Source organism: Palaeococcus pacificus DY20341 (assembly GCF_000725425.1).
In the GTDB taxonomy this organism is placed as follows: domain Archaea; phylum Methanobacteriota_B; class Thermococci; order Thermococcales; family Thermococcaceae; genus Palaeococcus; species Palaeococcus pacificus.
Genome location: NZ_CP006019.1, coordinates 387895 through 402259, shown reverse-complemented (window position 1 = coordinate 402259; position 14365 = coordinate 387895). Strand labels below are relative to the sequence as shown.

Below are 14365 nucleotides of genomic sequence, written 5' to 3'. Positions count from 1 at the left end.
AATTATAGCTAGTTGAGAAAGGAAGTTCTCACAATTTCAACTGAAATGAAAAAAGAGAAGAGCTCACTTGTGGGCAAATACTGCCTTGATTTTCTCTCCTTCTATGGCGTCAATCCTTACGAAGCCAAAGCGTTCGAACTGCACTACTTCGTCCACCTTAACATCAGCATCGCTTTCGAGTAGCCCCTCTTTAACAATCAGCTCGTCCCCGATTGGTATTAACACCTCACAGGGCTTTCCTTCGGGAACCCAGTGAATCATGTGCCACCTGTTCTCCCTGGCCTTCTCATACTCAACGCTGTCAAACTCCGCAACTATTTTCTCCTCGCTTACCTCTATGAGCTTAACGTTGAAGAGGTCTTTCAAGCGGATATACTCGCTCTTCTTGAGCAATTCTAGGTCATCCTTCGAGATGTAGATTGGCTTTCCTGGGGTGAACTTTAGCTCTCTAACACCTCTCTCAGGGTGGTCTGGGTGGAGCGGAATCTTCGCTATGAACTCTTCATCGAAACCTTTAACCTCCATTGGAATAGGCTCCGCAACGAAGAAGTACCTATTCGCCACTGGATCGACAAGCTTTCTGTTGATAGCCGCTAAGTTGTCCCAGCTTATTGTTGTATCACTCCTCTTGAGGCCTACTTCAATGATTATCTCTTTAATTGCTTCAGGCTTAATGCCTCTCCTCCTCAAGGCTCTAATCGTTCCAAGCCTTGGATCATCCCAGCCAAGATATTTTCCTTCTTCAATTCCCTTTCTCGTCTTGGACTTGCTCAAAACAACGCCTTCAATGGATAATCTTCCGTGATGAACCGCCTCCGGATACTCCCAACCAAGATACTCGTAAAGATATCTTTGGCGTGTCTCGTTTTCTGCATGCTCTTGGCCTCTAAAAATGTGTGTAACACCCAGCTCGTGGTCATCAATAGCTGAGGCAAAGTTGTAGAGGGGCCAAACCCTATACTTATCTCCCGTTCTCGGATGGTTTGGATTGTCAATGATGCGCAAAGCGGGCCAGTCCCTAACCGCAGGGTTTGGGTGGCTTAAATCGGTTTTAATCCTAACTACCGCATCTCCTTCCTTGTATGTGCCATCAAGCATCTTCTTCCATTCCTCAAGCTGAACTTCCGGAGGAAGCTCGCGGTGGGGGCAGGCTTTTCCTCCGTCCCTAAGCTTTTTGTATTCCGCAGGGTCGCAGGTACAGACGTAAGCCTTTCCCATCTTTAGGAGCTTCTCCGCATACTCATAATAGAGCTCAAGCCTATCGCTCGCACAGTGAATCTCATCCGGCTTCATGCCGAGCCACTCTAAGTCCTCGAGAATCCACTCATAAAAGATAGGCTCGGGTCTCTTGACCTTCGGATCTGTGTCATCAAAGCGAAGAATAAACTTTCCGCCATATATGCGTGCATATTCATGGCTTAATATAGCCGCTCTCGCATTGCCTAAGTGAAAAACACCATCAGGATTTGGAGCAAACCTTGTGATCACTTTTCCTTTCTCCGCCTTTGGTAGCGGTGGCAGTCCCTTTTTCTCTTCCTTTTTCTCCTTCTTTACCTCAAAAAACTCGGGATAAATTTCTTTAAGCTTTGCCTCCTGCTCTTCCCTGCTCATGGCGTTTACTTTTTCAATTGTCTCATTAACGAGGGGGATAATCTCTCTCGCCTTTGGCCTTAACTCAGGATTTTCTCCCAAGACTTTGCCTATCACTGCTTTGGGATTAGCCTTCCCATCGTGCTGAACGGCATTGATGAGCGCATACTTCAATATAAGCTCTTCCACACTCATTTTCCTCACCTAATTGGAGAAAGGGATGGGAAGTTATAAACCTTGCCCAGCTAACCTTCTTCGCTTGAAGTTTCTACAGCACCGAAAAAGGCAAGTATAACCCCAAATGTAGAAACAACTACGCCCAACAAGCTACGGTTGGAGAAAGGAGCCAATTCTAGACTTATGCCAAAGAGAATTAAAGTAATACCCAAAAGGAGGAGCTTGATATCTTCGTTTTTCATGCAATAATAGACCATTTCGAATTTAAATTTTTTCAGAAAAGATAATGAAGTATAAGAAAAGAAAGGTACTCACTCAGCAAAAGTGAGTATCTTCAAATCTATGGGCCTTCTAACGACGTTGGCCTTTCTGGCGCCGATGAGGTACTTAACGCCCTTCTCACTGACCAAGTCTATGAGCCTTTGAGTTATTATTCCGTTGAATACTACTGTGTTTATGCCTTCTTTTTCGTTTAGGGTTGATATTAAGTCCCTAACAGGTATCTCTGCCAGCATGTTGTTTTCCTGATCCAATAGGATTGCAACTGAATCAGTTTTGACCTTCTCTATGTACTCCTTAAACTTGTCAAGCTCTGAAGGCTTTGAAGCGCGCTGGATTGGTTTAACAAAGCGCTCTTGCTTTTCTTCTTTAACTTCCGCCTTTGGTTCTACTCTAACTTCCCTAGCAGGCTGTGGGTGCACGAGCTTTTGCGGCTTCTCTACTTTAGCCTCATAGCTTGCCCTTTCTTTCTCGCGATTCTTCTCTTTGATTACTTCATAGAAGTTCTTCCCCTTGTAGAATATGTCGTTAATGACCTGCTCTGCTGGAACTTTGCTCCTAAGGGACTTAACAATCTCCTTCTTAGTAAGCTCTTCCACTTCTTTTCCTTCAGGAGCTCTTGCGACATAGTCCACATCAGCAACTTGGAGGAGTTCCTTAAGGATCAGCTCTCCACCTCTATCCCCATCAGTGAACGCCGTGACGATTCTCTCCTTGCTGAGTTTAATTATTGTCTCCGGTATTGATGTTCCCTCAACGGCTATTGCGTTTTTAATTCCGTGCTTGAGGAGGTTCAAAACGTCCGCCCTACCTTCAACAACTATAATTGAGTCAGAGAACGGTACATGCGGACCCGCTGGGAGATTTTCTGGACCATATTCGATTAGTTCTTTGGCTCTAACTGCTTTCTTAACCTCGTCAGTAAGCTCTTGGCTCTCTGGAATTTCCTCCTCCATGAGGCTCTCGAGTATTTCCTTAGCTCTCTCAACTATGTACTTTCTCTTGGTTGCTCTTACATCCTCTATTCTTGTGACGCTTATTCTCGCTTCACATGGCCCTACTCTATCGATAGTCTCAAGTGCAGCTGCTAAAATAGCGGTTTCAACTCTATCTAAGCTTGAAGGAACAGTTATTGTTCCATAGGTTTTTCCGGATTTTGTGTGAACATCAACCTTTATCCTACCAATTCTTCCGGTTTTTTGAAGCTCTCTTAAATCTAAATCATCTCCAAGCAGACCCTCAGTTTGACCAAAAATAGCACCAACAACGTCGGGTCTTTCAACAACACCGTTAGCTTCAAATTCGGCGTAAACTACATATTTTGTCGTTCCAAATTCATCTTTTCCTGCCATGATAGCACCACCCTCTTTTTTTCTTGCATGCTTAGCGGTTTTTTCAAGTAAGTGCTGCATTACCACCTTTTTCCTCTTCAATTTAATCCCTCCTAAAGGGGGTCAGAAACGGGAATTTATAGCCCTTATATACAGGCCATACAAGTCTTCTATGCCCTTAATGTCCTTTTTTGCAATTCTCTTGAGCTCTTTTCTTGTCTCCATGTCTACTCTACACTTGTATCCTTCCAAATAGGAAGCCAATTTTTTTGCCAACTCTTCACCTTTTCTATCCAAATCCGTTAATATCATGACTTCGTGATGTTGCGAAGCGATTAAGGCAATTTCAGACAGTGGTAAGCGGGAAAGCTTTATTATCCCCGTTTCGACCCCCAATTTCCTTAAAGCCACCTCGTCTCGCCTTCCTTCAACAATGATTACGCCACCAAAGTCTCGCAATTTTTCTATAAGGAGTTCAAATCTTTTATAGTTTTCGGGCAACATAGCCGTCATGATGAAGGGGTTTAAAAGAGCTTATAAACATTTTGTCATTCAATCATATCTTTAAACACTGACATGTCTAAACCTTTGTCAATGCCATAGAGGTAAGCTACAAGCTTTTTATCCAAATTTCCATAACGCTCTGCAAATACATTTATTTCTTCAAGAACTTCTTCCTTATCCCAGCCCAAAGCTTCAGCAATGTAAGTAACCATCTCTTTGAATACATCCCTCTTTTTTTCTTCTGCACGCTCTAAATGGACAACAAGAGTATCATCCCTAACTTCAATGATGCCATCTTCAATAGCGGAACTAATGAGCTCCTTCGCTTCCTTCGGAGCCATTAGGCCGAGTTTGAATGATAAAATTGCCACAAGCTCCTGCCTGCCAAACTCGTTTGAGCCCTTTAGGGCAACAGCTTGCTTAAGACTCTCCACACTTTCACCACACTAAACTTGTCAAAAAAGGATAAAACCTTTGTGCTTCGACGGGAGTTAGAGCTTTAACCTCTGAGGTAGAGTACTGTTGGGTGATGCTATGGAGCAGAGAACACACTTGATGACATCCAAAAGCTTGGTCGGGGAGCCCTTGAAAATCGAAGAGGGCTATGCGGAGATTAGACTAAAAACCATGAAAGAAATGACGGTCGATGGGTATGGCCTTGTACACGGGGGCTTCACTTTTGGATTGGCCGATTATGCAGCAATGCTGGCCGTTAACGAGCCTACAGTAGTGCTTGGAAAGGCGGAAGTAAAGTTTACCAAGCCCGTGAAAGTTGGCGATGAGCTTTTAGCCAAGGCAAAAGTCAAAGAGGATTTAGGAAAGAAAAAGCTTGTTTTTGTTGAAGTTTTCAACCAAAGGGACGAGAAGGTCTTTGAAGGAACTTTCCACTGCTATGTTTTGGAAAAGCATGTGCTTGAGAGTTAATTTTCCTTTTTATCAACCCATTGGCTAGCAAACTTTTTATACCTCAATATCGAAATTCGATATCGGTGTTCGATATGATTCGCCAAATTTTAAGAGGATTCATGGGTCTCCATATACTCCACCATGCAAGCAAAGAACCAATAAGCGGCGTTTTCATGATGGAAGAACTTAGGAGACACGGATATAACGTGAGCCCTGGAACTCTCTATCCCCTACTCCATAAAATGGAAGATATGGGCCTTTTAAAGAGCTGTTGGAAAGTAGAGAACGGGAAGAGGGTTCGCTTTTACGAGATAACACCCAGAGGGCGTGAAGTGCTAGAGGAAGGCAAAAAGAAAGTTATGGAGCTCTCAAAGGAGATTTTGGGTGATTGTGATGAATAAAGAGAAGAAAATCCTTGGAATAAGCTGGAACGTCTTTTTGCTCGGAATTGTCAGCTTTCTCAATGATATGAGCAGCGAAATGATTGCACCTATAGTGCCCACTTATCTCACAGACATCTTGAGGGTTGGAAAAGTGATGAGTGGCTCGATAATGGGCCTCATAGAGAGTTTAAGCTCACTCTTTAAGGTGCTCTTTGGCTACATAAGCGACCGCTTTAGGGAGAGGAAGTTCTTTGTTGCGCTCGGATATACTTTATCGACAATCTCGAAGGGTGCACTGGCATTTACGAGAGGGTGGCTCGGCTTCCTTTCACTTAGGGTCCTCGATAGAGTGGGAAAGGGCATTAGAACTGCACCGAGGGATGCACTGATAGCGGAGTCAAGTGAAAAAGGGAAGAGCGGCAAATCCTTCGGCTTCCACAGGATGATGGACACCCTAGGAGCAGTTGCTGGGCCCTTGGTCGCGATTGGACTCTTAGCTTGGCTCTCAAAGTACTCTACTCTTGAAGCCTATAGAAGAGTGTTCCTCATCTCCGCTATCCCCGGGCTTTTAGGAGTTTTAATCGTGCTCCTGCTCGTTAAAGATACAGGAAAAGAAGTTAAAAAGAAGATAAAGGGGATTTCCGCTTTAAAGAGCAGGAACTTAAGGCTGTTTTTAGTCGTCATTGCCATTGGTGCGTTGGGAAGGTATAGTTATGCGTTTACACTCTGGAAGGCAGAGGAACTCGGCTATTCGATCGTGCAGAGCTTGGGCTTTTATGCACTCTTCAACGCAATTTATGCATTCGCCGCTTATCCTATCGGGGTTTACTCGGACAGGGTGAGCAAAAAGAGCGTAATCACTGCTGGATTTGGCGTAGCTACGCTAGCCGCTCTGACGTTTGCCTATGCCAAGGACTTGCCTATGCTTTTGCTCGCCTTTGTTCTTTACGGCCTTTACATGGCGATAGAAGACACCATACCAAGAGCTTACATGGCAGACCTTGCTAAAGACTTCGAGAAGGGCACTGTAATAGGAGCTTACCACACCGTCTTTGGCGTCTTTGTGTTCCCAGCTTCAGTTATAGCGGGATGGCTGTGGCAGAGTTTTTCGCTAAAATACGCTTTCCTCTATGCAGCACTCATGAGCTTTTTGGCGATGCTGCTTATGATAGGGGTGAAAGAAGAGAAAAGCTAAGCTTTCTCAAGTTTCTCTACCATCTCTTTTGTTATTGTAAGCGGCTTTTCAAGCTCGTAAACATCGTTGAGCTCCCACTTTACCTCGCCCTTGTTGATGCTCTTAACATAACGCTCCGCTAATTGCTTTGCTTCTTCAAGACTTTCAGCCTCGACAACCCTTCTAACATACCACTTTCTTGAGCCAAATCTAAGTTTAAACTCTGCCATGAACATGGCTACCACCAATGAGAATTTTGGGTTAAACGTATAAAAGGGTTAAGTCCCCAAATCAAAATCCCAAAGAAGTTAGCTCATTTCCAAATTATTCATTAATTAGAGAATAAGCAAAAAGAGAAGAGATGCTATTGTCTCTTAAGCTTCACAACCTGCTTAGCAAACTCTTCTAACACTTCCTTCCTCTTTCCTTCGAAGAACTTTATTGATCCTGCGAAGCTGTGGCCTCCCCCTTCAATACCTGCATCTGGGAGCTTCTCTTGGAGTGCAGGAATTATGACGTTTAAGTCGAAGTTGTATTGTGCCATTCCATCGCTTGCACGCACAACGGCAAAGTCTGGGCCATAGGCTAAAGTGAGTATTGGGCTTTCTTCGCCGTATTTCTCTTTGAAGTGGTCGTGGATCAGTCCGCTCAGCTTTCCTGGGGCGGGATATTCAAACTTTGGCGCATACAATTCAATGTCAATCGTGTTGAAGCGTATGCCGTTAGGCAGTACAACGCTCTTGACGTGTGGGAGCGAGGCTTTCAATGCCTTCTCTTGCTTTGCCTTGACCTCTGGGTAGATTGCATCTATTAACCACCTATGCCTCTGCAAGTTCCCGCTCAAAAGGAGGAGCTCTTCTATAATGCCTTTTCCATCCATGAACTTCCAATAATAAGCCTCGTGGTCTATTACCTCAGCAATCTTCTTGAGGTCATCATCGTCTAAGCCCTTGGCTTCCTTTGCAATCCTCTTGTACTGCTCAAACTCAGGTGCATCGCTCCTATCACCTGTTCCCGCTATCGCGGGCAAATGTTTAATCTTGTCCTCAACGGGCGGGTAGATGAAGCGCGCGAGCTCCGTGGCAATCATTCCCGCTGTTAGCTCATAGTAGCCGCGCTTAACTAAATGAGGATTGACATGCACATTCACATACTCATCTACAGCGGCTTTGTCCTCAGCAATAAAATCGCGCGGGTCGTGGTGATCTACCACAACTATTGGGACTCCATAGGCTTTTAAACGCTTGTACGCTGGTATATCTTCTGTTGTCCCACCGTTATCAACTATAACGACTAAAGGTAACTCTTCTCCGAACTTCTTTGAGTCCTCAACCGCGAAGATTATATCCTTTAAGACGTCTTCGAGCTCATAAAACGGTGCTTTAGAGGGCCTGCGCTTAAAGAGGTGCCACTCGGCATCGGGATCCGGAGAAACCTCCTTAAGGAGTGGTATTATAGCGCTCTCCAGAGCTAAGCCTGAAGTGTAGCCATCTGCATCCGCGTGGTGCCTTAATAGGATAGGTCTTCCCTCATAGATAGCCTTTCTAATCATAAAAGCAGCTTCCATAATCTTAGGTTTCAGCTTTTCCAGCACTTCGCTCTTCACGAGGAAGCCAACATCTTCTGGCTTCGCCTTTTCATTAAGCGCTTCCTCAATTCTGCGCTTTACTTCTGCTGCCTCTGGCCCCCAAAGCCTGATCATGTCGCTAACTTCGATTTGGATTTCTCCAGCGTGGAAAGACACTTTTCCAATGACCTCCACTATGTCCCCAACTTCTATCTTGGGATACGCTCTAACACCAGGAGCCTCAAATGCTGCAGCCCAGGTTATGCCCGTTCCATCACTTATTGTGAATACCGTCGGACCGCCTGTGACTTGAATTTGTGTTACTTTGCCCCTAAACCTAACGGTTCTACCTGCCATGTCTTTGCTCAGCTCACCTATATCCATTAAGGGGAGTTCTTTCTTAACGAGAACCTCACGATACCTTTTTAGAGCAGATTCAATTAGATCGACCTCATTTCTATCGGGCCTAACGTCGAGAGCTTGAACGAGTATCTCCTCGCCGGGTTTATACTCCTTCCCACCAAGAAGGTCTTTCCGCTTCACAAGACCTACAACATGCTTGTTTAATTTAACAAAAACACCAAAGCGCTCTACTCTATCGATGATCCCTTTATACGCGTTGCCCACTTCAACATCTTCGTAGTCGCAGGTGTTGTCAAGGACATAGACAATCTTAAACTTCCTCTCGCACTCTGGGCATATCCAAGTAGTCTCCATTCCAGGCTCCCACGCCTCTTTAACTTTTCCACAGACGTCACAGGCCAAAACTCTGCCCGTGCCTCCACACGTTGGGCAATCACTGTAAACTGGAACAGTCCCTTTGCCATGGCACTCGGGGCAAGGAATTTCATCAACTTCATCATCAACTCCAAAATAATCCAGGTTCCTATACCCCTTAAGCTGCTTATCGAGCTTAAAATCAGCAGGAACGTAACCCCATCCCTCACATACTTTACACTCTTCCTCGCCAGTCTTTATCTTTCCACTTCCATGGCACTCTGGACATTCTTTAACTACCATATCTCACACCTCCAAATAATTAGAAGTAGTCACTTAAAAAAGCATGATGCTTAGGAGTTTAAAAGCTTATGCTCAGCAGACTTCGTTAACACTACCAACGTAGCTCATAGGTTCTTCATAAAACTCTTCAATTAAGCGCTGAAGCTTCTTTGAGAGCTCAATTTGAGTTCCCCATGAGCCCTCTATTTTTCCTTTAGCAGCCATCTGGCCCAAAAAGCGCTTCATCTCCTTGCTTAGTGGTGAAGGCTTGCACCTAGCAAATGGTGTTCCCGGCAGAGGCATGAAATAATGGGCTCTAACCTTCCCCCCTTTGCTCATAATCCATTTCATGAATTCAATGCTCTTTCTCTGGCTCTCCTCACTCTCACCGGGAAGGCCCACTATAAAGTCCACAACTGGTTTAAGTCCATACTCAAGCATATACTCCACAGCCTCAGCAACGTGAGAAACCGTGTGAACACGGTGAATCTTTTTAAGCATCTCCTCATCGCCCGTTTGAGCTCCAATGGCAAGCCTACGGTTGTCCGCATACTTGATGAGGAGCTCGAGAGTCTCAGGCTTTATAAACTCAGGCCTTACTTCACTTGGAAATGTCCCATAGAAGAGCCTACGACCTTCTTTTCTAAGCGGTTGAAGTGCCTTTAAAAGGGCCTCAAGCTTGTCAAGCCTTAAAACTCCTCCAGGCGAACCGTATGCGAAAGCATTTGGGGTTATGTAGCGCATATCCCGCATTCTCCTCGAATACTTAACTATTTGATCTATTGGCCTGTGGCGCATTCTAAAACCTTTAAGATAGGGCGTTTGGCAATAGTAGCACGCGAATGGGCATCCCCTACTTATCTCAATTGGAGCTATGTATCTCAAGCTCTCTGCAAAGGGAGGAAATTTAGTAAAGTCGTCTACTTTAGCAAAGCCAGTGAACACGAATTCCCCCTTCAAATAAAAGGCTAAACCTCGTACATTGAGCAAGTTTTCTGTTATCCTAAACTCACTTTTCTTTAGTGTGTTTAAAAGCTGAAAAATTACTTCCTCCCCTTCTCCAATGACAGCAATGTCAAAGAACCTCAGAGTGTGCTTAGGCATTGCTGTGGCGTGATATCCACCAGCTATTAGGAGAGCATTTGTTTTCTCACGGAGAATTTTAACCTCTCTCTCAACATCCCAGATCTCCTCAGTATAGAATGAGTATAGAACCACCTTCGGTCTGGCATTCAAGATGTCCTCAAAGTTCTTCGTGACTAAAATTTCACCTAGGTCAAAACCCTGACTTTCCAGAGCTCCCAAAAGATGAACGAAGGCATTGTGATTCCTTTTGGTCATTCTTATAGCTATTTCATGCATGTTTTAAGAGTCCAGAAAAGGGCTTAAAAATGTTTAGGACTTTAAAAGCAAGATTAGAAAAAGGACAAAAGGAAGAGAAATCAGGCCTTGATGGCCAACTTAATGTCCTCGGCCTTAACGGTCTTCCTTCCGGCGTGTCTAGCGAACTCGTTGGCCTTCTTAGCGAGTTCAATAGCGTAGTCCTCCAAGTACTCAGCCAAAATCTTAGCGGCGTCTTCGCTAACCCTCTCAGCGCCGGCCTTCCTAATCAACCTATCAATTGGGGCAATTGGTAACTCCATGCCTCAACACCTCCATCTAAAGGTTTTTCAATACCCTTTTTAGATTTAAAGATATATAAGCTTTTTGGTTAAATTAGCATTTTACGGGCTTCTTGAGGCTTATGGGCGGATTAGTATAATTGAGTAAACAATCGCAAAATTTTCGGTAGGTGCATAGATAAGTTACCCACATACAAAAATAATCTTGGACATAGAAGGCCCTATCTAGATGAGGCCTTTAATGATGGAATATGACGTATATCAAACTTTAAACGATTGTCGAAAATTTAAGGATTTGAAGTACCAAGAATGGAGGTGCTACAAAAGGAGTTGGTGATGCAGAGACTATAAAAATAGTCCAAAAATAAGAGTTAAAAAGAAAAATCTTGGATTTTAACGACCAATTACGAGAGATTTTTAACAGCTTAGATGTGCCAAAATTTTAAAAACAGCCAACACATGCTCTCAAGCACTCACAGTATGAGAGAAATTGTAAAAAGAAAAAGTGATTCACTGAATTCCTGGTGGATGACCTTCTATAACAGGTACTACAAGCACATAAAAGGGCGTCGAAAAATACGCCTTGCCCCTAATAACTAACAAATCCTCGTACACATAGTATTCCCCTTCCTTTGTTATCGGATTTACTACTCGGTTTTTTCTAGTAAAATAAAGCGGAAGCTGTATCCCACCTATTTTCACATAATACTTGTTATTATAGTGATAGACATCAATGCTCGTTGTGGATACACTCTCAAACTCATTTTCAAAGCTCCAATTAAAATATTGAGGTACAACCCAAGCATAACCTCCCTGTAAGTAGTCAATTTGACCTTTCTTAGGGTTATACACAATAATACCAGTGTTGTTGGACTCTATGATTTTTACATTTCTGTATCTAACTGCGTTTACGTCACTCGTGATATCGGCGAGCTTTTCAAGCCTAAACATGGGGATGCTATCTGGAGCAAATGCTTTGTACTCCCCTTTGTAAACAGCGATGTTATCGTATCTTATTGGGTGAAGCGGATCTCGCTGCCTTGTTGGATCAAGAGGATACCAACCTACGTTGGGATCATGAACTAAAACCCACGCGTGTCCGAAGCCTGTGTGGGTAGAAAACTTGATGAGCTCTGAGATGGTATCAAGTTCTTCAGATGGTATAAACTCATGTTCCCCCTGAATCGTGGCTAGAGCATAACCTCCAACATACTCTGCCTCAACGCCCACATATTCCAGCATGCGAACCATAAGTAAGGCCTTATGTCTACAAACGCCTTTTTTCTTTTGCCAGATTTCTTGCAATAATTTGTCTTGGTGGTATTTGTCAAAGTCAAATATAAGCCTTCTTTCGGCGGAAAAACGTTGGTCACTGTATGTAATGTTGGTGTGTACAAACCACGAGACCTTCCAAGCGAATTCTGCGATAGTATCGCTGGTTTCTGCGAGTTCTTTAGTAATGTTTTTCAAGTCTTCCGGCAGATACACCGAGTCATTGTATTTTGGTATTAGTTTTGAGGAGTTCATTGGTGGAGCCCAAATTATTTTCCTTTGTCCTTCATAAACTGCATAAGTTACTTTATAGTCCTTTAGAGGGGTGTAATATGCGGTTGTGATGTTTACGGCGTAAAAGGTAGTTATAGGAACATCTATGTTTATACCTGTGTTGGTGAGTTTCATAGATGCTGTTGATAAGACAATATATTCTTTTTCAAGAACTCCAATTTGGACTTCTTTTGCTTCTACGGGTATTGTTAGAAGTAATAAAATTAAGCCAATTATTCCAGCCCATTTTGTATTCATTTTATCACACCTCCTAAGTCTAGAAGGCACTGATTTACCGAAACAGAGGCAAAACAGCTCTTAAAGGTTATGTTTCGTTTTATAGGAGAAATTATGGAGCTTATTAAGTGCATAAACCTCAAATTCATTAGAGTAGTATAATCTGGCGGGCCCGGCGGGATTTGAACCCGCGACTACCGGCTCCGAAGGCCGGCGCCCTATCCAGACTAGGCCACGGGCCCGCAAAAGAGTTATAACCTTAAGCTTTACATAAAGCTTGCGGTGGTAAAATGATTTTGCCGGATCATAAAATATCAAAGGAAATTTTAATTGAGCCGTTCAATGAGAAGTCTCTCCAACCTGCAGGCTACGATTTGAGAGTGGGACGAGAAGCAATGGTCAATGGAGAGTTCATCAACGTTGAGGAGACGGGAAAAGTGGTCATACCTCCAAAAGGGCATGCGCTAATTTTAACACTTGAGCGAATTAAGCTACCTGACAATGTAATGGGGGATATGAGGCTGAGGAGTACGTTTGCGAGGGAAGGAATTCTTGGGAGCTTCGCGTGGGTTGACCCGGGATGGGACGGGAACCTAACGCTAGCGCTCTTCAACTCCTCGGAGGATGAAGTTGTCCTTGAGTATGGCGAGCGCTTCGTCCAGATAGCTTTTCACCGTTTGGAAAGCCCCTCAAGCAGACCATATAGGGGAAGCTACCAGGGAAGCCAGCACTTAGCTTTGTCTAAAAGGAGGAAGGCTTAACGCTGCTTTTTTATTGTTTTCTATTCAATTCCACCTAGAAATTAAGGAGGCTAAAGAGAGGATATTAAAGCCCCAATGTGATATAACTAAATTAATAAACAACCTCCTCGCTGGCTTTATGGTCTTTCTCCTTCCAATCTTCATAAAGCATGGCGTAAACTGCTGTAAATGCGGGGAGAACTATTAGAAAATTGAGCAGAGAACCAGCGACTGGGATTAAAGACTGTGCTGCAGAGGATATTAAAGAATAGAGAACTCCCAAAATAATGCTATCCCTAAAGGTGTTTTTGTAGATAATGAAGACATCTAAAACAACGAAGGATTTCTCCACTATCAGAGCGGGAAGGAAGAAGATGGGCGGCACTGCCAAAATAGATATCAAGAGGGAGATAATTATAATAAGGGCGATGGACTTGATGAAAACCAAGACGCCAAATGGGAGCATAAGAAGTACTATTAGAACTATCAAGTTCAAGAGAGCAATTGGAAGCTTCCCAAGCCCTGCTTTGAAGGCTTTATTATAATCCGCCTCTTTTAAGAGGTAGTAAGCTATGGCGACCATGCCTATTAATGAGGATATGGTAACGAATAAAGCGACTACTATTGACCAAAATATGAACGACTTTGAGGCAAAGAAGATTAAAGCCTCTGAAGTAGGACGAAACAACGAAGCTACGCTTGGAAGAGCTTTAAAAATATACACCAAATAAGCAAGAGTGGCTAAAATCCCCGGGACAAATGGAGCTAAAATTTTAGGGTGGGATATTACGAAGTCAAAACCTTGAGAAAGATACTCATCAATTCCTTTTTCCCTCTTCTTCTGCAAATCAGGAGGCAGAACTTCATCCATAGCTCTCACATAAGAAAATACAAGCACCTCATAATAAGCTTTGCGATTAAATGCTCAGAAAAGTTGAAATAGAGAGGAAATAAGGAAGAGCCCTTCAGCCGAAGAGGGCTCCAAGTCCAGCGAGAGCCTCTTCTTCCTTCTCCTCTTCCTCTTCTTCTTCCTCTTCCTCGGCAGCTGGTGCCTCTTCAGCTGCAGCTGGAGCAGCAGCTGGAGCTGCGGCAACTGCTACTGGCATGGCAGCCTTTTCAATAACCTCTTCGATGTTAACGCCATCAAGAGCTGCAACTAAAGCTTTAACTCTAGCGTCGTCAGCCTCAACACCAGCAGCTTGCAAGATAGCCTTGATGTTCTCCTCGTTTATCTCCTTACCAGCGGCGTGTAATAACAAAGCAGCATACACGTACTCCATCTTTTGCACCTCCAAATTATCTTTATTTTTC

At 43.7% G+C, this 14365-nt stretch carries 16 protein-coding genes and 1 tRNA gene; 4 read left to right on the top strand and 13 right to left on the bottom strand.

The window, feature by feature from the left end:
• Window positions 1–63 precede the first annotated feature (63 nt).
• The 5 genes from PAP_RS02320 to PAP_RS02305 all read right to left on the bottom strand — a co-directional run bounded on the left by PAP_RS02320 (window position 64) and on the right by PAP_RS02305 (window position 4315).
• On the bottom strand, window positions 64–1785 hold the full coding sequence (locus tag PAP_RS02320) for a glutamate--tRNA ligase (protein ID WP_048164510.1): 1722 nt from the start codon (window positions 1783–1785) through the stop codon (window positions 64–66).
• 50 nt (window positions 1786–1835) lie between these two features.
• Window positions 1836–2009 (bottom strand): hypothetical protein, encoded by a 174-nt coding sequence (locus tag PAP_RS10260; RefSeq protein WP_158442499.1) that lies wholly within the window; start codon window positions 2007–2009, stop codon window positions 1836–1838.
• A 69-nt stretch (window positions 2010–2078) separates the two neighbouring features.
• Window positions 2079–3479 carry a DNA primase DnaG gene (gene dnaG / locus PAP_RS02315; protein ID WP_048164509.1) on the bottom strand — a complete coding sequence of 467 codons (1401 nt, stop codon included), beginning with the start codon at window positions 3477–3479 and terminating at the stop codon, window positions 2079–2081.
• A 21-nt stretch (window positions 3480–3500) separates the two neighbouring features.
• On the bottom strand, window positions 3501–3881 hold the full coding sequence (locus PAP_RS02310) for a toprim domain-containing protein (protein WP_048164508.1): 381 nt from the start codon (window positions 3879–3881) through the stop codon (window positions 3501–3503).
• Window positions 3882–3925: 44 nt separating this feature from the next.
• Window positions 3926–4315, bottom strand: coding sequence for a DUF2240 family protein (locus PAP_RS02305; protein ID WP_048164507.1), 390 nt, complete (start codon window positions 4313–4315; stop codon window positions 3926–3928).
• A gap of 100 nt (window positions 4316–4415) precedes the next feature.
• On the opposite strand from PAP_RS02305, the gene PAP_RS02300 reads away from it, so the two are divergent.
• The 3 genes from PAP_RS02300 (at window position 4416) to PAP_RS02290 (ending at window position 6365) form a co-directional block, all read left to right on the top strand.
• Entirely contained in the window at window positions 4416–4805 is a 390-nt protein-coding gene (locus PAP_RS02300; protein ID WP_048164506.1) for a PaaI family thioesterase, read from the top strand.
• A gap of 74 nt (window positions 4806–4879) precedes the next feature.
• The gene (locus PAP_RS02295; protein WP_048164505.1) at window positions 4880–5188 is read left to right on the top strand and encodes a PadR family transcriptional regulator; all 309 of its coding nucleotides are present in this window, start codon (window positions 4880–4882) and stop codon (window positions 5186–5188) included.
• Window positions 5181–6365: an MFS transporter gene (locus tag PAP_RS02290; protein ID WP_048164504.1), complete on the top strand. Its 1185-nt coding sequence runs from the start codon at window positions 5181–5183 to the stop codon at window positions 6363–6365. Before PAP_RS02295 ends, PAP_RS02290 begins: the two co-directional genes overlap by 8 nt.
• On the opposite strand, the gene PAP_RS02285 is transcribed toward PAP_RS02290, so the two are convergent.
• From PAP_RS02285 to PAP_RS02260, 6 genes are all read right to left on the bottom strand, one after another.
• Window positions 6362–6580, bottom strand: coding sequence for a hypothetical protein (locus PAP_RS02285; RefSeq protein WP_048164503.1), 219 nt, complete (start codon window positions 6578–6580; stop codon window positions 6362–6364). The two genes, PAP_RS02290 and PAP_RS02285, sit on opposite strands and share 4 nt — an antisense overlap.
• A gap of 128 nt (window positions 6581–6708) precedes the next feature.
• Window positions 6709–8931 carry a DHH family phosphoesterase gene (locus PAP_RS02280; RefSeq protein ID WP_048164502.1) on the bottom strand — a complete coding sequence of 741 codons (2223 nt, stop codon included), beginning with the start codon at window positions 8929–8931 and terminating at the stop codon, window positions 6709–6711.
• Between the two features lie 72 nt (window positions 8932–9003).
• The gene (locus tag PAP_RS02275) at window positions 9004–10272 is read right to left on the bottom strand and encodes a TIGR04013 family B12-binding domain/radical SAM domain-containing protein (protein WP_048164501.1); all 1269 of its coding nucleotides are present in this window, start codon (window positions 10270–10272) and stop codon (window positions 9004–9006) included.
• Between the two features lie 80 nt (window positions 10273–10352).
• Complete coding sequence (gene hpkA, locus PAP_RS02270) at window positions 10353–10553, bottom strand: archaeal histone HpkA (protein ID WP_048164500.1); 201 nt, start codon at window positions 10551–10553, stop codon at window positions 10353–10355.
• A gap of 489 nt (window positions 10554–11042) precedes the next feature.
• On the bottom strand, window positions 11043–12335 hold the full coding sequence (locus PAP_RS02265; RefSeq protein ID WP_048164499.1) for a transglutaminase-like domain-containing protein: 1293 nt from the start codon (window positions 12333–12335) through the stop codon (window positions 11043–11045).
• 143 nt (window positions 12336–12478) lie between these two features.
• A tRNA-Arg gene (locus PAP_RS02260) sits at window positions 12479–12556 on the bottom strand.
• 48 nt (window positions 12557–12604) lie between these two features.
• Here PAP_RS02260 and dcd point away from each other — a divergent pair.
• Window positions 12605–13075, top strand: coding sequence for a dCTP deaminase (dcd, locus tag PAP_RS02255; RefSeq protein WP_048164497.1), 471 nt, complete (start codon window positions 12605–12607; stop codon window positions 13073–13075).
• A gap of 91 nt (window positions 13076–13166) precedes the next feature.
• On the opposite strand, the gene PAP_RS02250 is transcribed toward dcd, so the two are convergent.
• Together PAP_RS02250 and rpl12p are read right to left on the bottom strand one after the other, a co-directional pair.
• Window positions 13167–13934: a hypothetical protein gene (locus PAP_RS02250; protein ID WP_144367979.1), complete on the bottom strand. Its 768-nt coding sequence runs from the start codon at window positions 13932–13934 to the stop codon at window positions 13167–13169.
• Between the two features lie 85 nt (window positions 13935–14019).
• A complete protein-coding gene (gene rpl12p / locus PAP_RS02245) occupies window positions 14020–14334 on the bottom strand; it encodes a 50S ribosomal protein P1 (RefSeq protein ID WP_048164494.1) in 315 nt (104 codons plus the stop codon).
• Window positions 14335–14365 lie beyond the last annotated feature (31 nt).